Consider the following 19,030-nt stretch of genomic DNA (forward strand, 5'->3'; position numbering starts at 1 on the left):
CCGCGACACTCCGGTGCCCCGGCGCGGCAGGGCGGTGAGCCCACCCCGGGAGGCCGGACCCGGCCGGACCTCAGTCCTCCTCGGCGTCGACCGTGGCGTTGAGGGAGGTGATCAGGGAGGTGAGCCGGGAGTTCCAGTTCTGGTAGGTCTGGCCGTCGATGGCGCGCTTGCGGGCGAGGTCGCGGACGGTCTTCTGGGCGCCCTTCAACTCGCGGACGGCGCCGTCGGTCTGGCCCTCGTTGAGGCGGGCGGTGGCGTCGTCCAGGGTGTGGAGCAGGTCGACCTGGCGGTTGCGGTCCTTCTCCACCTGGGTCTGGGCGATGCTCTGGCGCAGCGCGTTGATCTGGACCAGCGGGGCCGGATCGTGCGGCGCGGGGGTGGTGGGGCGGGCGCTGGTGGGCGTGGCGGTGGGCGTCGGGCTCTGGGTCGGCGTCGGTGCCACGGTCGGGGTGGTCGCGGTCGGCGTCGGCGTGGCGGTGGCGGACGCGCTGGTGGCGGGCTTGGGAGAGGCGGCCGGAGCACCCGGGTCGTCGAAGGCGGTGAGGCCGATCATCGCGGCTCCCGCGATGCCGACCAGGCCGAGGGCGCCGAAGACCAGCGGCTTGCGCCGGTCCTCCCGGACGGGCCCGGGCACCGGCTGCGGAGCCGGCACCGGCACCGGCGCCATTACCGAGGTCGCGGCGGGCGGGCGGGGCGCCGGCGGCTGGGGCGGCAGGAGGGTGGTGTGCTGCTGGTCGGCGCCCGGGAAGGCCGGCGGCAGGGGGACGGCGGCGAGGAGTTCGGTGGTCGGGTCGGCGACCACCAGCCCCGGTATGCAGGAGAGCAGTTCGGCGCGCGCGGCGGCCGCGTCGGCCGGGCGGTCGGCCGGGTTCTTGGCGAGCAGCCGCAGCACGACGGCGTCCAGGGCGGGCGGCAGGCCGGGGCGCCGGGCCGAGGGCGGCAGGGGCTGTTCGCCGACGTGCCGGTAGGCGATGGCGACCGGCGTCTCCGCGGTGAACGGCGGTGCACCGGTGAGCATCTCGGTCAGCACGCAGCCGACCGCGTACAGGTCGGTGCGGCCGTCCAGCGGACTGGCGGTGGCCTGTTCGGGCGAGAGGTAGGCGGCGGTGCCGAGCACGGACGCGGTCTGGGTGAGGTTGTGGGAGGAACCGGCCCGGGCGATGCCGAAGTCGACGACCTTCACCCCGCCGTCGTCCGTGATCATGATGTTCCCGGGCTTGATGTCCCGGTGCACCAGGCCCGCGCCGTGGGCGACGGCCAGGCCCTCACAGACCGCGGCCGCGATCCCGACCGCCTGCTCGACCGGCAGTCCGGGCCGCTGGGCCAGCAGGGCGGCCAGCGAGCGGCCCTGCACCAGCTCCATCACGATGTACGGCGAGCCGTGGTCGACGCCCGAGTCGAAGACCATGACGATCCTCGGGTGGACCAGCATGGCGGCGTGCTGCGCCTCCCGGCCGAACCGCTCGGCGAACCGCGGGTCGTCGGCGAGGCCCCCGTTGAGGACCTTGACGGCCACCTGGCGGCCCAGCACGTGGTCCACCCCGCGCCAGACGGTGGCCATGCCGCCGACGCCGAGGACCTCGACGAGTTCGTAACGCCCGTTCAGCGCCCGTCCGATCACCTGGAACTCCCCTCACGTGCCCTGTCCGGGGCCCCGGACCGCCTCGTGCACGTGTGCACGATAGCCCCCGGTGACGGCGGGCCCGGGCGGCGGCGGCCGGAGGACTCCGCGGGCACCGGGGCGGCGGCGGTCCCGAGGGTCCTCGGGGAGGGGGGAGACGGCCGGGGAACCGGGCAGCGGATCCCCGGCCGCCGGCTCGTGGTCGTACCGGGTCACGGTCACGGTCGGGTCCAGGTGTGGAGCGGTGGAGCTGGTCGTGCGCGGAGGTGCCGGCCCGCCCTGACTGCGGGCGGGCGGGCCGGCTGGGTCCGGCCCGGCCGGGCCGGCGGCGCGTCCGGGAAGTGCGCCTGCCGGTCCGGCCGGGGCCGGCCGGGCGGTCGGTGGGCACGGGGGAGCCGACCGGCCACCCGGAGTCTTCGGGTGGAGCGGGGTACTGCGGTGGAGCCGGGTCACGCGGGCGTGCGGGGTACTGCGGTGGAGCCGGGTCCTGCGGTGGCGCCGGGTCGTGCGGGTCGTGCCGGGTGGGACGGTCCGGATGGGCGGCGAGCCCGGGGGGAATCGCTCACCGCCCACCCGGAGTTCTGGGTCACCTCCTGGGCGAGGCGCTGTCGGGCCTGCCGCCGCGGTCGGGGGCGGGCCGGGTGGAGGAGGACGGGCCGGGGGGCGCGGTCCCGGTCGCGGACGGGCCGGACGCACCGGTCGCACCGGGCGGGCCGTCCGCGGTCGGCGGGACCGGCGCGGTCACGGACGGGAGGGCGGTACCCGTGGTCGTCCTGCCGGGGTCGCTCCCCCCGCTGCTCCCACCGCTGCCCGCCCCGCTGTAGCCGCCGCCGTCGCGGCCGTCCCCGGAACCGCCCGGGCCGCCGGAGCCGCCCGAGGTGTCGGAGGTGCCGGACCCGCCCAGGGTGCCGTAGCCGCCGTAGCCGTCGCGGTCACCGCGGTCGTCACCGGACCCCCTGCCGGATCCGCTCCCGCCCGGCCGCGGCCGCGTCGAGGAGCCGCCCCGGCGGTCGTCGTCCGCCCTGCGGAGCACGTCCGCGCAGAAGGCCTCCACCTTCTCGGGGCCGCCGGCCGCCACGACCAGCGCCCCGTACTGCGGCTCCTTGGCCAGCAGGCGCGGCCGCTCGCCCTTGCCCGCACGGTCGGCGAACCCCTTGCAGAGCGCGGCCGACACCCCCGTCCCGGGCAGGCCACGGCCCTCCGCGGAGGGCCCGGCCGACGCGCCCGGTGCCGACGGGTGGCCCGCCCCGGTGGACGGACCGGAGGCGGCAGGGCCGTCGGACGCGGCGCCGGACGGACTGCCGGACGCGCCCGCGGACGGCGCGGCGGCCGATCCGGCGGGCGGCCCGGTCGACGGGGCCGGGGCGGACGGCCCCGCGGACGGGGCACCGGCCGGGGCTTCGGACCGCACCGCCGCCGGGGCGGACGAGGGGCCCGACGCGGCCGGTGCGACCGGACTGCGGTGCGGCTCGTCGGAGCCGCCGCCGAGCGCGGACGGCAGGTTGCCCGTCCCGGCCGCGACCGCGACCCCGCCGAGCGCCGTGGCGCCGAGCACGACGGCGACGGCCTTCGTGCTGAAGGCCCTCGTCAGTGCGGCGGTCGCCATCGTCAGTCTCCGGACGGGTGCGGGTGCGGGTGCGGCGGGTACTGCTGGGACAGCTGCGAGACGGGCCTCCCGGAACGCGGCGAGGGCCGCTTCCTCCCCGGCCAGCTCGCCCCGCGCCGCCGGAGCCGCCGCGGCTGCGAGCACCCGGGCGACCTGCTCCGCCTGCCCGCCCACGGGCGGTCGCGGCCCAGGATGCACGGTGCTGCCGTCCGGTCCGGTGAGCGAGGCGCCCTGCCCGGCCGACGGGCCTCCCACGGCACCGGCGAGCAGCTGCTCGGCGGTGTCACGGTCGATCCGACGGGGTCGGTTGGTGCTCATCTCATGTCCTTCAGCGTCGCGGCCCGGCGTTCTGTCACACCCTGTGGAGAATCTTTTTCGACCGGCTTTCCGACTCCCTCCCGAACGGCCCTGCCGACGGCCCCGCCCGCCCGCGCGGCGGGGATCCCCGGTCCGGCGGCGCCCGCCGCGAAGGGCTGGTCCATCAGCTTGGCGAGCCGGCGCAGCCCGCGGTGCGCGGCCATCCGGACGCTGCCCGACCGCTTGCCGAGCACCCGGGCGGCGCTCTCGGCGTCCAGTTCCATCACCACCCGGAGCAGCACCGCCTCGGCCTGGTCCGGCGGCAGCCGGGAGATCAGCGCCAGCGCGTCCGAGGTGCCGACCGAGGTGAGCGCCGCGCCGGCGGTGTCGTCCCCCGCGGCCAGCTCGGCCAGGTACTCGAACGGCAGGTCCGCGACGGGCCTGCGGCGACGGGCGCGCAGGTGGTCCAGCGCCCGGTTGCGCGCGATGGTGGCGGCCCAGCCCCGGAAGGCGTCCCCGTCGCCGGAGAAGGAGCGCAGGTCCCGGGCGATCTGCAGCCAGGCCTCGGAGGCGATGTCCTCGGCGTCCTGGACGCCCTCGGGCCGACCGCCGACCAGCACCCTCAGGTAGCGGAGCAGGCCCGGTTGAACACTCCGGAACAGCAGCCGGTAGGCCTCCTCGTCCCCGTCCTGCGCGGCCCGCACGGCCGCGGTCAGGTCGGCGGGGGCGGCGGCGCCCGGGGGCGGGCCGGGCGGCGGGCCTGACGTCGTCACCGGTACGGACCGGCCGACGGGGCTGTCGGTGCCCGCTCCGGGGCGTTCTGCACTCTGCACCTGCCACATCATGCGCCATCCGGGCCGACAGCCCGCCCCGGCGAAGTCGGACCGTTACGCGCGGCCGGAGGCGGGCGGGCACGGGTGCACCGGCCGGTCCCCGGGGGCGGCCGGGAGGACCGTCACGGCCGGACCAAGGGCAACCTGCCTTCGGGTCGAAGGTCCTGTCGACCGCTGGCCTTCGCCTACTGCCCCGTAACCGGCCATCTGCCTACGTTGTAGGTGAACGATCCATCCGCGCGTACCGCGTCGCCGCTCCCCGGCCGACGCCCGCGCCCGCAGCCCCGCCGCACCCCGTCTCCGCGCTGCGCCACCCGGCCCGGCCCGCCCTCGCCGCCGCCTGCCCACCGCTCCCTCCGCCCACCGCTCTCCGCCGCCCGCCACGACCGTTCGGGAACCCGCCATGACGACCGCCCACGAGCTCTACGAGCGCGGCCTGCGCGACCACCTCGCGCCCGCGCTCCGCCTCCTGGGCCTCACCGGGTGGCGCCGGACCTTCAGCCTCCCCGACGAGACCCACTGGGCCCTGCTCGGCCTGGTCGAGCAGCGCGCCGGGGACCGGATCCGGTACACCTTCGACCTCAGCCTGGTCCGCCGGTCCGACTGGGCAGAGGCCGCCCTCCCCGGCCCGCGCCCGGACCCGCGCGCCGTCTACGGCATCGAGTCCTGGCGGGCCCGCATCGGCGAACTGCTGCCGGTCGGCGAGGACGTCTGGTGGGAGGTGCTGCCCGGACCGCGCTGGCAGGTGGCGCTGGACGACTCGGTGGCCGCCGTCCGCCACTACGGCCTGCCCGAACTGCGCCGCCGGGCCCGGGGCGACCGGGGCGCCGGGACCGGCGAGACCTACCTCTCCCCCGCCGAGCTGGAGCAGGTCAACGCACCGCTGGCGGCGGTCGCGGTGGCCCGGATCCAGCGCGCCGAGCTGGTCGACGGGGCGCTCGTCCTCACCGGCGCCTGGACCAGGGCCGACGCGGCCGCGCGGACCGTCCTGCGCGGGGTCGCCCGGGGCTTCCTGTCGGCGGACGACGAACGCTTCCGCACCGTCCGCTGCCTGGACTCGCTCGGCCGCCCGCTCTGGGACTTCGACGACTCCGGCCGGGACACCGGCCGCGAGGCCGACCGGGACAGCGACCGGGACAGCGACCGCGACGCCGGGCCCGGTGCCGGCCGCCCGGAGCGGTGAGCCCCCGCCCAGCCGGACGATCCCCCGCCAGGGCGGCCCCGAGCGGGCCCCGGAGAGCCCCCGCCGCCACGGATCCGAGCAGCTCAGCGGCCCTGTCACGGCCCGGGCCGTGACAACCGTCATGCCGATCCCGCAACGGACGGCACTGCCTCGCGACCGGCCCCGCTCGGAAGACTGGAGGCACGACGCGGGCACCGCCCGCGGACCGCGCAGCCAGTCCGGGGAGGACCCACCGTGAGCCAGACCGCCGCCGTCGCCGCACCCGCGAGCACCGCCACCGCCGACGTCGCCGTCGGCCGCGCCCACGCCCGCGCCGAGAACCCCGGCCCGTCGGCCGCGGCCCTCCGCCCGCTCCTCATCGACATCGCGGCACCGCTGGCCGGCTTCTACCTGCTCCACTCGATCGTCGGCCTGAGCGAGTTCGCCGCCCTCGCCTGGAGCGGTGCCGTCCCGGCGGCCCGGACCGTCCTCGGCCTGGTCCGCGAGCGGACGCTCAACCGCTTCGCCGCGCTGATGCTCGGCGTGAACCTGGTCGGCCTGGCGCTCACCACCGTCACCGGCGACGCCCGGCTGATGGTGGCCAAGGACGGCGTGCTCACCGGCGCCCTCGCCCTGGCGGTCCTGGGCTCCGCGCTCACCACCGGGCCGCTGATGTCCGCCGCCCTGCGCCCCTTCCTCACCAAGGGCGACCGGGCGCGCGACGCCGCCTGGGAGCGGCTGGCCGGGGGCCGGGCCGCCGGCTCGCGCGCCTTCCGCCGCCACGAGCGGCTGTTCTCCGTGGTCTGGGGCACCGCGCTGCTGGCCGAGTGCGTCGCGCGGGTGGTCGGCGCCTTCACCCTGCCGGTGGCGACGATGGCCTGGCTCTCCACCGTGCTGCTGGTCGCCGCGATCGTCGCCGGGTCGGTGCTCGGCCAGGCCGCGGCGCAGCCGATGGAGAAGCTGGTCCGCGCGGAGGCCGCCGTCTGAACCCCGGGCCGCCCGGCTCCCCGCCCGCCCTTCCACTCCTCCCGCCGTTCCCAACCCATCTGACATCCCATCAGGCATACGATCATCCGAACATCGATCGTCCGAACATCAGAGGAACCATCCGGATCCCCCGGGAGTCCACATAACGAGGGGGTAACGGACCTCCGATCAGGAAACGGGGAGCCAATGAGCCGGGCACACGAGCAGACCACCACCGAGGACCGCAGCCTGGTCTGGGACGGCTGCCTCAACGTCCGCGACCTGGGCGGCCTCCGCACCACCACCGGCGCCCGCACCACCACCCGCTCGATCGTCCGGGCCGACAACCTGGACCGGCTCACCGCCGAGGGGTGGGACGCCCTCCTCGACCACGGCGTCCGCACCGTCGTCGACCTGCGCAACATCGAGGAGTACAAGCCGCTCCTCCCCCTCCCGGACGACGTCGAGCTGATCCGGGTGCCGCTGGACGAACTCGCCGGCCCCGCCTGGTGGAAGACGTACGGACACCTCGACGGGACCCCGCTGGCGCTCCGCCCCTACCTGGACCACTGCCCGCACGCCGCGGCCGAGTTGATCACCACGATCGCCGGCGCCCGCCCCGGCGGACTGGTCGTGCACTGCGGCGCCGGCCGCGACCGGACCGGCCTGGCCGCCCTGCTGCTGCTCGCCCTGGCCGGCGTCGAACCCGCCGAGATCGTCGCCGACTACCTGCTGAGCGCGCCCAACGTCCGTCCGCTGTACGGCATGCTCGGCCTGCCCGACCAGTACCGCCGGATCGACGCCGTCCTCACCGAGGCCGGGACCACCGCCGAGGAGGCCCTGCACGCCGCCCTCGACGGCTTCGAACCGACCGGCTACCTACTGGCCGCCGGCGTCGACCGGGCCGACCTCGCCGCGACCCGGGCCCGCCTGATCGCCTGATCTCCTCCCGGGCACCCCCGCCCGGGCGGCCTCGTCCGCCGCGGTCCGACCCGGCGTCACCTCCGCCACGGCTACCAGAGCCTGTCGACCTCCCCCGGGTACAGCCCGATCCGGGCGCCGGCGAACTCCGCGCGGTGCCGCCGGGCGAAGCCGGTCAGGAACGCCGCCATGGTCAGCTTGTCGAAGCCGTCCTGATCGCTCGGGAACGGCCTCCCGACCGTCCCGCCGACCAGCACCGCGCCCGGCAACGGCTCCCAGCCCGCGCCCTCGTAGAAGCCCCGGAGCTCCCGGTCGCAGGTGAAGATCCCGAGGTCCGCGCCGCCCTCCTCGATCGCGGCGCGGGCCGCCGACACCAGTCGGCGCCCGTACCCGCGGCCCCGCCGCGCCGGGTCGGTGACCACCGCACTCAGCCCGCTCGCGGCATAGGTCCGCCCGGCGTGGGTCAGCGGCTTGGAGAGCACGTCGAGCGCGGCCACCACCCGGTCGCCGTCCACCAGCAGCATCGAGGACGGGCTCAGCGCCGGGTCGTGCACCGGATCGGCCGACGGCCCGGGCGGCCTCGGCCAGACCAGGTCCTGCAACTCGGCGACCTGGAGCTTGAGTTCCGCGGGCACCTCGGCCTCCGGAAGGGTCAGTACCCGCATCGCCGCCTCCTCCGACCGACCGTCCCGCCGCCGCTCTGGCAGACTCCGGGCGTGATCCTCCGCACCGCGAGCCCTCAGGACCTGCCCGCCATCATCGCCCTCCTCACCGACGAGGACGGCGTGACGGACCCCGCCGACGTCCGGGTCGACGAAGCCTACGCCCGCGCCTTCGCGGACGTGGACGCCGATGCCCGCAACGAGATGCTGGTCCTCGACGGGGGCGACGGCACGGTGGTCGGCTACCTCCAGCTGACCTACATCCCCGGCCTCGGCCGGGGCGGTGCGGAACGCGCACTGATCGAGGGCGTCCGGGTCCGCGCCGACCGCCGGGGCGCCGGCCTCGGACGCGAGCTGCTGGCCCGGGCGGTCGAACGGGCCCGCGCGCGCGGCTGCACCCTCGTCCAGCTCACCAGCGACAAGCGCCGCACCGAGGCCCACCGGTTCTACGCCTCGCTCGGCTTCGCGCGCAGCCACGACGGGTTCAAGCTCGCGCTCTGACAAGCGTGCTGACGGAGCGCCGGATCGCACCCGGCCCGCGCCGCGCCGCCCCGACCCGCGTCCGATAATCGTTCGCGGCCGACCGGCGGTGCGCACGATACTTCCCGGCATGGTGCACTTCTCCGACTTCGACACCCGCAACTACCCGACCGTGGACGTCAGGACCGGCTACGCCCAGTGGGTGGCCACGTACGAGCGGACCGTCGAGGACGCGATGGACCTCGCCGTGCTCGACCGGCTCACCGTGCCCGCCTGGCCGGAGGTCGGCCGCGCGGCCGACCTGGGCTGCGGCACCGGCCGGACGGGCGCCTGGCTGCGCGACCGGGCCGCCGCGGGCCTGGTGCTCGACGGGGTGGACCTCACCCCCGAGATGCTCGCCGCGGCCCGGGCGCGGGGCGCCCACGACAGCCTCACCGAGGGCGACGTCGAGGCCACCGGGCTGACCTCCGGCGCGTACGACCTGGTGGTGTCCTCGCTGATCGACGAGCACCTCGCCGACCTCGGCCCGTACTACCGCGAGGCCTGGCGACTGGCCCGCCCGGGCGGGCGCTGCGTCCTGGTCGGCCTGCACCCGTACTTCATCATGGCGGCCGGCATGCCGACCCACTTCACCGGTGAGGACGGCGCCGACATCGCCATCACCACCCACGTCCACCTGGTCTCGGACCACCTGACCGCCGGACTGGCGGCCGGCTGGACGCTGGTCGAGATGGCGGAGGCGGTGGTGGACGACGCGTGGATCGCGCTCAAGCCGAAGTGGGAGAAGTACCGCAGCCACCCGGTCTCGGCCGCGTACGTCTGGGAGAAGCGGGGCTGAGACCCCGGCGCGGAGCGGGCCGGGCAACTCGAATCCCAGGATCGTCAACCATCGGTTGACGATCCTGGGGTCGACAACCTACGGTTGACGCTATGGAGAATCCGATCGTTCCCAAGACCACCCCGCTGCGTCTCGACGACCTGATCGAGGCCATCAAGAAGATCCACACCGACGCGCTCGACCAGCTGGCCGACGCGGTCATCGCCGGCGACCACCTCGGTGAGCTGGCCGACCACCTCATCGGCCACTTCGTCGACCAGGCGCGCCGCTCCGGCGCCTCCTGGACCGACATCGGCCGCAGCATGGGCGTCAGCAAGCAGGCCGCGCAGAAGCGGTTCGTCCCCAAGGACCCGGCCACCCCGAACGACCTCGACCCGAGCCAGGGCTTCGGCCGTTTCACCGACCGCGCCCGCAACGTCGTGATGTCCTCCCAGGAGGAGGCCCGCCGGGCCGGCAACGCCGAGATCGGCGCCGAACACCTGCTGCTCGGCCTGCTCGCCGAGCCCGACGGCCTGGCCGTCAGGGCTCTGGCCGCCCAGGGCGTGTCCTCCGAGGCGGTCCGGACCTCCGCGACGGCGGCGCTCCCGGCCGCCGCCGCGGAGGTCCCGGCGCTCATCCCGTACGACACCCAGGGCAAGAAGGCGCTGGAACTGACCTTCCGGGAGGCGCTCAAGCTCGGCCACAACTACGTCGGCACCGAGCACATCCTGCTCGCGCTGCTGGAGCTGGAGAACGGCGCCGGCGTGCTCAGCGACCTCGGGGTGGAGAAGGCGGAGACCGAGGCCTTCGTCGCCGACATCCTCGCGGCGTTCATCGCGACGAGCACCGACGACGCCCAGGAGTGACCGGACCGTTCCGGGGCCCCGGGACGGGCGGGGCCCCGGAACTCCCGCACCGCGGGCTCAGAACCCCGAAACGTGGGTGGTGACGATCCGCACCCGCCCGTCGACCGCCGCCTCCATCGCCGCCCGGAGCCGCAACGACCGCGCCGGACCCAGCAGTTCGAGCGCCTCCGCGTCATCGACCCAGCGGTGGTCGTCCAGTTCACCGGCCGGGACGGTCACGGGGGTGCCGTCCGGGACCGTACCGAAGTCGAACAGGAAGTGCTGGGCCGGGTGGTCGAGTTCGTCCGACGGGTGGGTCCAGGAGATGGCCAGCAGGTCGCCGGCCCGGCCGACGATCCCGGTCTCCTCCTCCAGCTCCCGGACCGCGCACTCGGCCGGCCCCTCGCCGAGGTCGATCGTCCCGCCCGGGAACTGCCAGTACTCCCGGTAGCCGGCCTTGACGATCAGGAGCCGTCCGGACTCGTCCCGCAGCACGCACCCCGCCGCCGCGTAGATCCGGGGCAGCGAGGCCAACCACTCTTCACGGGACTTCAACGGCTCGGCCGCCACGACGGACCTCCTCCGGCTCAGGGGACTGCTGCGCCCCACTCTGCCATCCCGGTCCGCCGCGGTCAGCCCGCGGCCCCGCGGGCCGACCGCCGTCGGCCGGCCGCCGGGTCAGCCGCGGCCCGCGAGGTGCTCCACCAGGCGGTCGAAGCTGGAGTTGAGACCGGCCTCGGCCTCCGGGCCCAGGTACATCGCCGGGACGTCCCGCTGCTGCATGACCACCCGGGTGCGGCCCCCGCCCAGGTCGACGAAGGTGAGGCTGCCCGTCATGCCGATGCCGTCCTCGACGAACTCCAGCAGCTCGCCCTCCCGGATCGCCGTGATGGTGCCCCGCACCGGGTGGCGGTCGCCCGTCCCGTCGATCACCATCGTGCTGTCGAAACGGCCGCCGACCACCGGCTCGATGGTCACGGTGTCCAGCGGCACGTGCGTGCCGACCGGCCCCCAGAAGCGGACGAACTGCTCGGGCTCGACGTACGCGCGGAAGACGTCCGCCGGGGCGGCGGGCAGCTCGCGGGTGATGGTCAGCTCGCCGAGGATCTCGCTCATGTCGTCTGTTCCCTCTGTCTCTTGTTCCCTGTCCGACCGCGTTCCCGGGCCGGTGTCGCGCTTTCAGAGGGGTAGACCGGACCGCTGCCCGAAACTCATCGCTCCCCGGAGAACTTCTTCCGGGAATCCCGGGAAATCCTTCCGGAATCCTTCCGCCGGCCGATGAGCCGGGCCCGCCGCGCCGGTCTCACCTACGTGAACACCCAGCCGAAGACCGAACCGACCACCCGGGGCCCGGTGACCTGTGACCTCGGCGCCCTGGCCGCCCCCGACCTCGCCGTCGTCGACGCGCTCGCCCGACTCCGGCTCGCCGCGGCCCGGCAGGGCGTGGGCCTGGTCCTGCGGAACGCGAGCGGCCCCCTGCGGGAACTGCTCGCGTTCAGCGGGCTGGCCGCCGTCCTCCCGGTCGAGGACTCCGCGGAGGCCGCCGCCGCGGACCCGGCGGACCCGGCGGACCCGGCCGCCCTGCACGACCTCAGGCCCGACGCGTGGGCCGGGGCACGGGCCGACACGTGGCCCGAAGTGTGGCCAGGCCCGCCCGCCGACCGGGTGCCGGGCCCCCGGCCGGCCCCCTCACCCGACCTCCCGCCTGACGCGCCGTTCACTCCCCCGTCCGCTTCACCGCCTGGCGCACCGTCCGACCTGCGGCCGGACCGGTGGCCCGCCCGCCCACCGGGCCTACCGCCCGCCCTCCGGGCCGGTCTCCCGCCCCGCCTCCAGCCGGGGCGGCAGGCCGAACAGCGGGAAGAGCGTGTCGGTGTCGAGGAAGTTGGAGAGCCCGGTGATCCGGCCCTCTGAGACCTCCAGCACGATCAGGGCCCACGGCTCGTGGCCGCCCTCCGGGCTCGGCCGGTACTGCCCGAAGGCCGGGCTGCCGTTGGCCTCCACCGGCACCAGCCGGGAACCCCGGCAGCCGTGGCCCGGGCCGAGCATCCACTCGCGGATGTCCGCCCGCCCGGTCAGCCACAGCGCGAACGGCGGCATGTTGAGCGTGACGTCCTCGTGCAGCAGCGCGGCCAGCCCGTCCATGTCGTAGGCCTCGAAGGCGCTGACGTAGCGGGTCAGCAGGGCGCGGTGGTCCTCGTCCAGCACGGCGGCCGGGCGGGCGGCGGCGGTGTCGGTGGCGAGCGTGGCGCGCGCCCGCTGGAGTGCGCTGTTGACCGAGGCGACGGTGACGCCGAGCAGGTCGGCGACCTCGGCGGCCTTCCAGCCGAGCACCTCGCGCAGGATCAGCACCGCACGCTGCCGGGGCGCCAACCGCTGGAGCACGGAGACGAAGGCGAGCCGCACCGACTCCCGCTGGGCGGCCACCTCGGCCGGGTCGCCCGTCTCGGGCAGCACCCGGCCGTCCGGCGCCGGGCCGATCCAGGTGACCTCGGGCAGCTGCGCGTCGGTCGCGGTGGCCACGGTGGACGGGCCGGCCAGGTCCATCGGGCGGGCGCGGGCGTTGCGGCCGTTCAGCGCGTCGAGGCAGACGTTGGTGGCGATCCGGTACAGCCAGGAGCGCAGCGCGGCGCGGCCCTCGAAGCCGCGGTACCCGCGCCAGGCCCGGACCATCGTCTCCTGCACCGCGTCCTCGGCCTCGAAGACGGAGCCGAGCATGCGATAGCAGTAACCGGTCAACTCCGTCCGGTACCGCTCCAGCTGGAGCTCGACCGGCTCCTCGGTCATCAGGTCGGCCATCGTCCCGCCCCCGTCCCGCACCGTTCCGGCCCTGCCGGCGATCGGCACGAACGTACCGCAGGCCACCGACAGCGCCGCGGCCCGCGCGCGGCCCGGGCCACCGGACGGTGGCCGCGGGGACGTCCGCGGGGGCGGGAGCCTTCGGAACGGGCTCCCGCCCCCGCGGACGGAACGGCGCGCACCCGGCGCGCACGCGGTGCACCCGGTGCGGGTCAGTGCGCGGAGTGCTTCTCGGCCCCGCGGTGGCGGTGGCCCTTGAGCTCGGCGTGCATCGCGGGCGCGGAGTGCATGGACCCCGTCGGGGCGTCCCTGCCTCCGTGCCGGAAGGCCGCGCCGGCGCCGTACCCACCGGTGGCCCCCGCCGGGGCGCCGGTGCTCAGCCTGGGTGGGAGCGTCGTCGGGCTCATCTCCATGCCGCGGCGTTCCAGCAGCTCCTGGGTGCCCCTGCGGAGCTTGTGGGTGCTGCCCGGTGTTCGCTTGGTCATCGTCGGCCTCCCTTCGGCGGCGGCCGGCCGGACTGGTGTCGGCCGGAAAGACCGCACGGGCGTTATGTCCCGATTATCACCGGATTACACCTCCCGTGTCCGCCCTCGCGCCGGGCCCGGCGGCGACCACCGTCCCGGCCGCCGCCCCGGCCCGCCGCTCAGCCCATCACCTCGTGCACGTAGCACCAGCGCCAGTCCTCGCCCTGCTCGTACGAGCGGATCACCGGATGGGAGCTGTTGTGGAAGTGCGAGGTGGCGTGCCGCCGCGGCGAGAAGTCGCAGCAGCCGATGTGGCCGCAGTCCAGGCAGACCCGCAGGTGCACCCAGTCCCGGCTCCCCTCGGCCAGGCAGTCGGCGCAGCCGTCCGTGGGCGGGAGGGGCGCGATGTCCCGGGGTGCGGCGGCGAGGTCTTCGCAGGCACTCATGGACGCAGAGTAGTGAGGGCCGCCCCGCCCGGCGTCCAAGACACGCTCCGCTCCGGACCCGCCCGGCACCGGATGCGCGCGGACCCGGGGCCGCGCGCCCCGCCGCGGGCCCACGACGGCCGCACCGGACACCCCCGGCCGCCGCCCGAACCCGGCGTGGGAGCATGCAAACCGTGGCGGACGTGACGGGGAGAACGAACAGCGACACCGGTGGCACCCCCACCGCGGAGGCACCCGGCCCTGCGCCGACGGACCCCGCCGCGGGGCCGCCCCGCGGACCGGGCCCCGCCCGCACCGGCCGGGTCCGGGAGCCCGTGGCGCTGATCCGCCTCCTCGTCGGCCTCGGCGCGATCACCCTCGCCCTCCTGCTCGCCGACTACGCCCGCGCCACCACCGGCGGCATCGCCGCCGACGTCGCCCAGGCCGCCGAACTCGTGCCGCGCCCGCTGGCCGGCATCGCCGCCGGCCTCACCACCGCCGCGTTACTGCTCGTCCCCGCGTACTCGGCGACCCGCCGGCTGCTCGGCGTGGTCCCCGACCGGCGGCAGGTGCTCCAGCACCTCGCCGACGGCCTGCTGGCCGCCGTCCTCGCGTACGGCGTCTCGCTCGCCCTCGACCTCTGGGTCGACGGCGCCGCGCCCCTCTCCCTGGTCTCCGCGCTGACCCAGCTCCTGCCCGGCGACACCCTCGCCCGCACCGAGCCGGTCTACGGCTACCTCGCCCCCGTCCTCGCCTTCCTCACCGCCTCCGGGGCCCGTGAACGACGGGTGCCGCGGAGCCTGCTGACCCTCTCCGGGCTCGCCGGGCTGGCCGGCGGGTTCGCCACCCCGACCGCCCTGCTGCTCGGCCTGCTGATCGGCTGGACGGTCGCCCACGGCACCCGCTACGCCGTCGGCACCCCGGATCCCCGGCCCCGGCCCGCGCAGATCCTGCACAGCCTGCGCGAGGCGGGCCTGCGCCCGGTCGCCGCCGCCCCCGCCGGCCCCGACCGCTACCTCGTCCACCAGGAGCCCGGCCGCCCGGACCTCGACGTCCAGCTCCTCGACCGGCAGGCGGTCACCGCCGCCCTGGTGCAACGGGCCTGGCGCCGGCTGCGGCTGCGGACCGCCCCGCACCCGCGGGCCCTCCGCTCGCTCCGCACCGGCCTGGAGCACGAGGCCCTGGTCTCCTACGCGGCCGTCGCCGCCGGGGTCCGCACCCGCCGGATCGCCGCCACCGCCGAGCTCGGCCGGGAGACCGCGCTGGTCGCGTACGAGCGCCTGCCCGGTCGCACGCTGGACCGGCTCGCCGACGGGGAGGTCACCGACGCGCTGCTCGCCGACGCCTGGGGCCAGCTCGCACTGCTCCAGCGGCGCGAGATCTCGCACCGGGCACTGGTCCCGTCCGCGCTGCTGGTCGACGCGGCGGGATCGGTGCACCTGGTGGACTTCGCGGACGGCGACATCGCGGCGAGCGACCTCGTCCTGCGCAGCGACATCGCCCAGCTGCTCACCACCTTCGCCCTGCGCACCGGCGCCGAACGGTCGGTCCGGGCCGCGGTGGCGGTGCTCGGCCCCGACGCGGTCGGCGCCGCCCTCCCGCTGCTGCAGCCGATCGCCCTGGCCCGCAGCACCCGGCACGCCCTCAAGCGGTCCGCCGCGGCCGCACCCTGCTCGCCGTCGGCGACCGTGCCGCCCCAGCGCTCCGTGCCCGCTGCGGTGGACGCACCGGACACCGCCGCGCAGACGCAGACGCCGCCCGACCTGCTCGACGCCATCCGCGCCGAGGTGCTCCGCACCCAGCCGCAGGCGCCGGTCCGCCCGGTCAGGCTGGAGCGGCTCCGACCCCGCACCCTGCTCGCCGTCGGCGGCGGGGTCGTGGCCGGCTGGCTGCTGCTGCCCCAGCTCTTCGCCACCGAACAGAACCCGGTCGCCGCCGTCATCGACGCCGACCCGCTCTGGCTCGTCCTCGCCCTGCTCGCCGCGGCCTCCAGCCACGTCATGTCGGCGATGGGCTTCGTCGGCTTCGTCCCGGAGCGGCTGGACTTCCGCAACGCGGTGCTCGCCCAGGTCGCCGGCTCGTTCGTGAAGCTGGTCTCCCCCGGCGGGGTGGGGGGCGTCGCCCTGAACATCCGCTTCCTCCAGCGGGCCGGCATCCCGACCGCGCAGGCGGTGTCCAGCGTCGGCGTGGGCCAGCTCCTCGGCCTGGTGCTGCACCTGCTGCAGCTCGGCGCCTTCGTCTACCTGCTGGGACTGGAGCCCGGCGGCTCCGAGCTGGACGCCCTGCCGGCCGTGGTCGGCGGCCTCACCGTGGCGGCCGTCCTGCTGGCCGCGGTGTCCGCCGTACCGCCGGCCCGGCGCTGGCTGACCGCCCGGCTGCGCCCGCTGACCGCCGAGGTGCTGCCCCGGCTGCTGGAACTCCTGCGCAACCCGGGGCGGCTCGCGGTCGGCGTCACCGGTCAGCTGCTGGTCTCGATCTCGCTGGTCGCCTGCCTGTACTGCTGCGCCCGGGCGGTCGGGCGGGAGCCGGCCTTCGCCTCCGTCGCGGTGGTGCTCCTGATCGGCAACGCGGCCGGCAGCGCGGCGCCGACCCCCGGCGGGGCCGGCGTCGTGGACACTGCGCTGGTGACGCTGCTGGAGCACACCGCGTCGATGGAGGAGGGCGGGGCGCTGGCCGCCGTCGCGCTCTACCGGCTGCTCACCCTCGTCCTCCCGGTGCTGCCGGGCTGGGCGGCGTTCACCTGGCTGCAGCGCCGCCGGGCGCTGTGACCCCGGCGGGAGCCGTGACCCCGGTGGGAGCCGCCGGCGCCCGCGCTACTCCCGGTACTCGTCCTCGTCGAGCTGGACGACCCGGCTCTGCTCGGCCACGTCCGCGACGTCCGTGGCCGGGTCCGCCCCGAGCGCCCGGCGCTCGGCCAGCTCGTCGTACTCGTCGCCCTCCTCCGCCCCGTCGTCCGGCTCCGCGGATTCGTCGACCTCGTCCAGGTAGTCCTCGTGGTTCTGCGGCATGGCGTCCGTCCTCGCTGCTCGGAGGCTCCCTCGGGCACGGTGGGGGTACTGGAAGTATCCGCCGTCGACCGTCCCGGCGCGACGCGCCGCCCACCGCCCGGCGTGTTGTCGGGCACCGCCCGGTCCACCGGATTGACCCGTGGAAACGTCCACCGAATGCACCCCGACCGGGGTTCACCCGGCTCCTAGGGTCGTAGCCGTGACGACGAACGAGCACCCCGCCGGGCCTGCCGCCCGCCTCGACTACGCCCGCACCGCGCCCAAGGTCTTCCGCGCGATGATCGCCCTGGACGCCGCCGCCCGCGAGGGCCTCGACCCGGCCATGGTCGAACTGGTGCAGGTCCGCTCCTCCCAGCTCAACGGCTGCGCCTACTGCCTGGACATGCACGTCAAGGACGCCCGGAAGGCCGGTGAGAGCGACGAGCGGATCTATCTGCTGCCGGTCTGGCGCGAGGCCCCGGCCGGGGTCTACAGCGAGCGCGAGCGCGCGGCCCTGGCGCTCGCCGAGGCGGTCACCCGCATCGGCGACGGGGTCTCCGACGAGGTGTACGGGCGGGCCGCCGCCCTGTTCGACGAGAAGGAGCTCGCCCAGCTGATCTCGCTCTGCTACACGATCAACGCCTGGAACCGGATCAACGTGGCCACCCGCAAGACCCCCGTCGCCGCCTGAGGCGCCTCGCGGGAGGCCGGGCGCGGGGCTCCCGGTGCACACCCGGCCGACCGGCCCGCCGGGGCGGACGGACCGCCGGGGCGAACGGGCCGCAGGCCACCGGGGGTACGATCGGTGCCGTACCAGCAGGGCTTACCCACACCTCCCGGTGGCCCCGAGGCCCTTACGAACGACGGGGAAATCATGTCCGGCTCGCACTACTTCACCGGTGCACCCGAGGTCGCCAGCGAGCGCCGTCCGATCACGGTCACCCTGCCGGACCTCACCCTGGAACTGACCACCGACGCGGGCGTCTTCTCCCGCACCCGGCTGGACCCGGGCACCCGGATCCTGCTGGAGCACGCGCCCCCGCCCCGGGTGCGCGGCCCGATCCTGGACATCGGCTGCGGCTACGGCCCGATCGCGCTGACCTGGGCGAGCCGGCGCAAGCGGCTGCCGGTCTGGGCGGTGGACGTCAACACCCGCGCGCTGGAGCTGGTCCGGCTGAACGCCGAGGCGCTGCGGCTGGGCAACGTGCAGGCCGCGCTGCCCGAGGAGGTCCCCGCCGACCAGCGGTTCGCGGCGATCTACTCCAACCCGCCGATCCGGATCGGCAAGACCGAGCTGCGCCGCCTGCTGGAGCAGTGGCTCGGCCGGCTCACCCCGGACGGCTCGGCGTTCCTGGTGGTCCAGAAGCACCTGGGCTCCGACTCGCTGCAGAAGTGGCTGAACGACCAGGGTTTCCCGACCACCCGCGTCACGTCGGTGAACGGGTTCCGGATCCTGGAAGCGCGGCCCCGCCCCACGGCGGGCGAGGGCCCCGAGAGTGGACGAGGTACGACGTCGTGAAGCAGCTCCGCGGGACCGAACTGAAGCGGCTGCACCGCCAGTGGCGGCGTGGCAACGAGTTCCGGCTCGCGATGATCCTGGAGAACCTGCAGTCGCCGTTCAACGTCGGCTCGATCGTCCGGACCGCCGCCGCCATGGGCGCGGAGAAGCTCTACCTCACCGGCGACACCCCGTCGGTGCGCTCGTCGGGTGCGCAGAAGGCCGCGATGGGCACCGACAAGTACCTCAAGGTCGAGCACTTCCCGACGGTCGCCGAGGCCGTGGCCGCGGCCAAGGGCGACGGCTACAAGGTGGTCGGTCTGGAGCTGGCCGACGAGGCGGTGCCGATGTTCGCCGCCCAGCTGACCCCGGCGGTCGCCTTCGTCCTCGGCCACGAGGACCGCGGGATCACGCCGGACGCGCTGGCCCTCTGCGACCAGGTGGTGTTCGTGCCGCAGCTGGGCCGGGTCGGCTCGCTGAACGTCTCCGCCGCCGCGACGGTGGCCTGCTACGAGGCGCGCCGCCAGGGCTACGCGATCACCGGCGCCCCGGACGGCTCGGACGCCGGCGGCTTCGACGCGGACGGCCTCGACGACGACTGACCGCCCGCCCCGGCGGGAGGGGGCGCCCCCTCCCGCCGGCGGCCG

At 75.9% G+C, this 19,030-nt stretch carries 21 protein-coding genes; 11 read left to right on the plus strand and 10 right to left on the minus strand.

Features of this window, described 5'->3' with window-relative positions; translation table 11 throughout:
* Positions 1-70 precede the first annotated feature (70 nt).
* From OG550_RS16850 to OG550_RS16860, 3 genes are all read right to left on the minus strand, one after another.
* On the minus strand, positions 71-1,621 hold the full coding sequence (locus tag OG550_RS16850; protein ID WP_327678380.1) for a protein kinase domain-containing protein: 1,551 nt from the start codon (positions 1,619-1,621) through the stop codon (positions 71-73).
* A gap of 586 nt (positions 1,622-2,207) precedes the next feature.
* A complete protein-coding gene (locus OG550_RS16855; RefSeq protein ID WP_327678382.1) occupies positions 2,208-3,545 on the minus strand; it encodes a hypothetical protein in 1,338 nt (445 codons plus the stop codon).
* Positions 3,542-4,366 carry an RNA polymerase sigma factor gene (locus OG550_RS16860; protein ID WP_327683932.1) on the minus strand — a complete coding sequence of 275 codons (825 nt, stop codon included), beginning with the start codon at positions 4,364-4,366 and terminating at the stop codon, positions 3,542-3,544. Before OG550_RS16860 ends, OG550_RS16855 begins: the two co-directional genes overlap by 4 nt.
* Positions 4,367-4,760: 394 nt before the next feature.
* Here OG550_RS16860 and OG550_RS16865 point away from each other — a divergent pair, with 394 nt between their 5' ends.
* The 3 genes from OG550_RS16865 (at position 4,761) to OG550_RS16875 (ending at position 7,427) form a co-directional block, all read left to right on the plus strand.
* A complete protein-coding gene (locus OG550_RS16865; protein ID WP_327678384.1) occupies positions 4,761-5,540 on the plus strand; it encodes a hypothetical protein in 780 nt (259 codons plus the stop codon).
* A gap of 234 nt (positions 5,541-5,774) precedes the next feature.
* Positions 5,775-6,506, plus strand: a complete 732-nt coding sequence (locus tag OG550_RS16870) for a VC0807 family protein (protein ID WP_327678386.1) — start codon at positions 5,775-5,777, stop codon at positions 6,504-6,506.
* A 186-nt stretch (positions 6,507-6,692) separates the two neighbouring features.
* Positions 6,693-7,427: a tyrosine-protein phosphatase gene (locus tag OG550_RS16875; protein ID WP_327678388.1), complete on the plus strand. Its 735-nt coding sequence runs from the start codon at positions 6,693-6,695 to the stop codon at positions 7,425-7,427.
* A 71-nt stretch (positions 7,428-7,498) separates the two neighbouring features.
* Here OG550_RS16875 and OG550_RS16880 read toward each other — a convergent pair whose 3' ends face one another.
* Positions 7,499-8,071, minus strand: coding sequence for a GNAT family N-acetyltransferase (locus tag OG550_RS16880; RefSeq protein WP_327678390.1), 573 nt, complete (start codon positions 8,069-8,071; stop codon positions 7,499-7,501).
* 51 nt (positions 8,072-8,122) lie between these two features.
* Between OG550_RS16880 and OG550_RS16885 the strand changes: the two genes are divergently transcribed.
* From OG550_RS16885 to OG550_RS16895, 3 genes are all read left to right on the plus strand, one after another.
* Positions 8,123-8,569 (plus strand): GNAT family N-acetyltransferase, encoded by a 447-nt coding sequence (locus tag OG550_RS16885; RefSeq protein ID WP_327678392.1) that lies wholly within the window; start codon positions 8,123-8,125, stop codon positions 8,567-8,569.
* A 109-nt stretch (positions 8,570-8,678) separates the two neighbouring features.
* Positions 8,679-9,386 (plus strand): class I SAM-dependent DNA methyltransferase, encoded by a 708-nt coding sequence (locus OG550_RS16890; protein WP_327678394.1) that lies wholly within the window; start codon positions 8,679-8,681, stop codon positions 9,384-9,386.
* A 92-nt stretch (positions 9,387-9,478) separates the two neighbouring features.
* Positions 9,479-10,231, plus strand: a complete 753-nt coding sequence (locus tag OG550_RS16895; protein WP_327678396.1) for a Clp protease N-terminal domain-containing protein — start codon at positions 9,479-9,481, stop codon at positions 10,229-10,231.
* Positions 10,232-10,288: 57 nt separating this feature from the next.
* Here OG550_RS16895 and OG550_RS16900 read toward each other — a convergent pair whose 3' ends face one another.
* Positions 10,289-10,780 carry an NUDIX hydrolase gene (locus OG550_RS16900; protein WP_327678398.1) on the minus strand — a complete coding sequence of 164 codons (492 nt, stop codon included), beginning with the start codon at positions 10,778-10,780 and terminating at the stop codon, positions 10,289-10,291.
* Positions 10,781-10,888: 108 nt separating this feature from the next.
* Complete coding sequence (locus OG550_RS16905; protein WP_327678400.1) at positions 10,889-11,326, minus strand: SRPBCC family protein; 438 nt, start codon at positions 11,324-11,326, stop codon at positions 10,889-10,891.
* Positions 11,327-11,488: 162 nt separating this feature from the next.
* Here OG550_RS16905 and OG550_RS16910 point away from each other — a divergent pair, with 162 nt between their 5' ends.
* Positions 11,489-12,124: an STAS domain-containing protein gene (locus tag OG550_RS16910; RefSeq protein WP_327678401.1), complete on the plus strand. Its 636-nt coding sequence runs from the start codon at positions 11,489-11,491 to the stop codon at positions 12,122-12,124.
* On the opposite strand, the gene OG550_RS16915 is transcribed toward OG550_RS16910, so the two are convergent.
* The 3 genes from OG550_RS16915 to OG550_RS16925 all read right to left on the minus strand — a co-directional run bounded on the left by OG550_RS16915 (position 12,005) and on the right by OG550_RS16925 (position 13,919).
* On the minus strand, positions 12,005-13,009 hold the full coding sequence (locus OG550_RS16915; RefSeq protein ID WP_327678403.1) for a sigma-70 family RNA polymerase sigma factor: 1,005 nt from the start codon (positions 13,007-13,009) through the stop codon (positions 12,005-12,007). The genes OG550_RS16910 and OG550_RS16915 overlap by 120 nt on opposite strands.
* Before the next feature lie 212 nt (positions 13,010-13,221).
* On the minus strand, positions 13,222-13,494 hold the full coding sequence (locus OG550_RS16920) for a hypothetical protein (RefSeq protein WP_327678405.1): 273 nt from the start codon (positions 13,492-13,494) through the stop codon (positions 13,222-13,224).
* Positions 13,495-13,652: 158 nt separating this feature from the next.
* On the minus strand, positions 13,653-13,919 hold the full coding sequence (locus OG550_RS16925) for a UBP-type zinc finger domain-containing protein (RefSeq protein WP_327678407.1): 267 nt from the start codon (positions 13,917-13,919) through the stop codon (positions 13,653-13,655).
* 314 nt (positions 13,920-14,233) lie between these two features.
* Between OG550_RS16925 and OG550_RS16930 the strand changes: the two genes are divergently transcribed.
* The gene (locus tag OG550_RS16930) at positions 14,234-16,666 is read left to right on the plus strand and encodes a lysylphosphatidylglycerol synthase transmembrane domain-containing protein (RefSeq protein ID WP_327678408.1); all 2,433 of its coding nucleotides are present in this window, start codon (positions 14,234-14,236) and stop codon (positions 16,664-16,666) included.
* Positions 16,667-16,711: 45 nt separating this feature from the next.
* Here OG550_RS16930 and OG550_RS16935 read toward each other — a convergent pair whose 3' ends face one another.
* A complete protein-coding gene (locus tag OG550_RS16935; RefSeq protein ID WP_327678410.1) occupies positions 16,712-16,906 on the minus strand; it encodes a hypothetical protein in 195 nt (64 codons plus the stop codon).
* 199 nt (positions 16,907-17,105) lie between these two features.
* Here OG550_RS16935 and OG550_RS16940 point away from each other — a divergent pair, with 199 nt between their 5' ends.
* The 3 genes from OG550_RS16940 to OG550_RS16950 all read left to right on the plus strand — a co-directional run bounded on the left by OG550_RS16940 (position 17,106) and on the right by OG550_RS16950 (position 18,985).
* Positions 17,106-17,576 (plus strand): carboxymuconolactone decarboxylase family protein, encoded by a 471-nt coding sequence (locus OG550_RS16940; protein ID WP_327678413.1) that lies wholly within the window; start codon positions 17,106-17,108, stop codon positions 17,574-17,576.
* Positions 17,577-17,759: 183 nt separating this feature from the next.
* Positions 17,760-18,404: a class I SAM-dependent methyltransferase gene (locus OG550_RS16945; RefSeq protein ID WP_327678414.1), complete on the plus strand. Its 645-nt coding sequence runs from the start codon at positions 17,760-17,762 to the stop codon at positions 18,402-18,404.
* Positions 18,401-18,985: a TrmH family RNA methyltransferase gene (locus OG550_RS16950; protein WP_327678416.1), complete on the plus strand. Its 585-nt coding sequence runs from the start codon at positions 18,401-18,403 to the stop codon at positions 18,983-18,985. Before OG550_RS16945 ends, OG550_RS16950 begins: the two co-directional genes overlap by 4 nt.
* The last annotated feature ends 45 nt before the right edge of the window (positions 18,986-19,030 follow it).

The sequence above is a fragment of the Kitasatospora sp. NBC_00458 genome, assembly GCF_036013975.1.
Taxonomy (GTDB): Bacteria; Actinomycetota; Actinomycetes; order Streptomycetales; family Streptomycetaceae; genus Kitasatospora.

Coding starts and splice junctions, on each gene's coding strand:
- OG550_RS16935 (WP_327678410.1), bottom strand. CDS start 16,906: ATGCCGCAGAACCACGAGGACTACCTGGACGAGGTCGACGAATCCGCG.
- OG550_RS16920 (WP_327678405.1), bottom strand. CDS start 13,494: ATGACCAAGCGAACACCGGGCAGCACCCACAAGCTCCGCAGGGGCACC.
- OG550_RS16860 (WP_327683932.1), bottom strand. CDS start 4,366: ATGTGGCAGGTGCAGAGTGCAGAACGCCCCGGAGCGGGCACCGACAGC.
- OG550_RS16855 (WP_327678382.1), bottom strand. CDS start 3,545: ATGAGCACCAACCGACCCCGTCGGATCGACCGTGACACCGCCGAGCAG.
- OG550_RS16895 (WP_327678396.1), top strand. CDS start 9,479: ATGGAGAATCCGATCGTTCCCAAGACCACCCCGCTGCGTCTCGACGAC.
- OG550_RS16880 (WP_327678390.1), bottom strand. CDS start 8,071: ATGCGGGTACTGACCCTTCCGGAGGCCGAGGTGCCCGCGGAACTCAAG.
- OG550_RS16865 (WP_327678384.1), top strand. CDS start 4,761: ATGACGACCGCCCACGAGCTCTACGAGCGCGGCCTGCGCGACCACCTC.
- OG550_RS16890 (WP_327678394.1), top strand. CDS start 8,679: ATGGTGCACTTCTCCGACTTCGACACCCGCAACTACCCGACCGTGGAC.
- OG550_RS16910 (WP_327678401.1), top strand. CDS start 11,489: ATGAGCCGGGCCCGCCGCGCCGGTCTCACCTACGTGAACACCCAGCCG.
- OG550_RS16915 (WP_327678403.1), bottom strand. CDS start 13,009: ATGGCCGACCTGATGACCGAGGAGCCGGTCGAGCTCCAGCTGGAGCGG.
- OG550_RS16945 (WP_327678414.1), top strand. CDS start 17,760: ATGTCCGGCTCGCACTACTTCACCGGTGCACCCGAGGTCGCCAGCGAG.
- OG550_RS16925 (WP_327678407.1), bottom strand. CDS start 13,919: ATGAGTGCCTGCGAAGACCTCGCCGCCGCACCCCGGGACATCGCGCCC.
- OG550_RS16875 (WP_327678388.1), top strand. CDS start 6,693: ATGAGCCGGGCACACGAGCAGACCACCACCGAGGACCGCAGCCTGGTC.
- OG550_RS16905 (WP_327678400.1), bottom strand. CDS start 11,326: ATGAGCGAGATCCTCGGCGAGCTGACCATCACCCGCGAGCTGCCCGCC.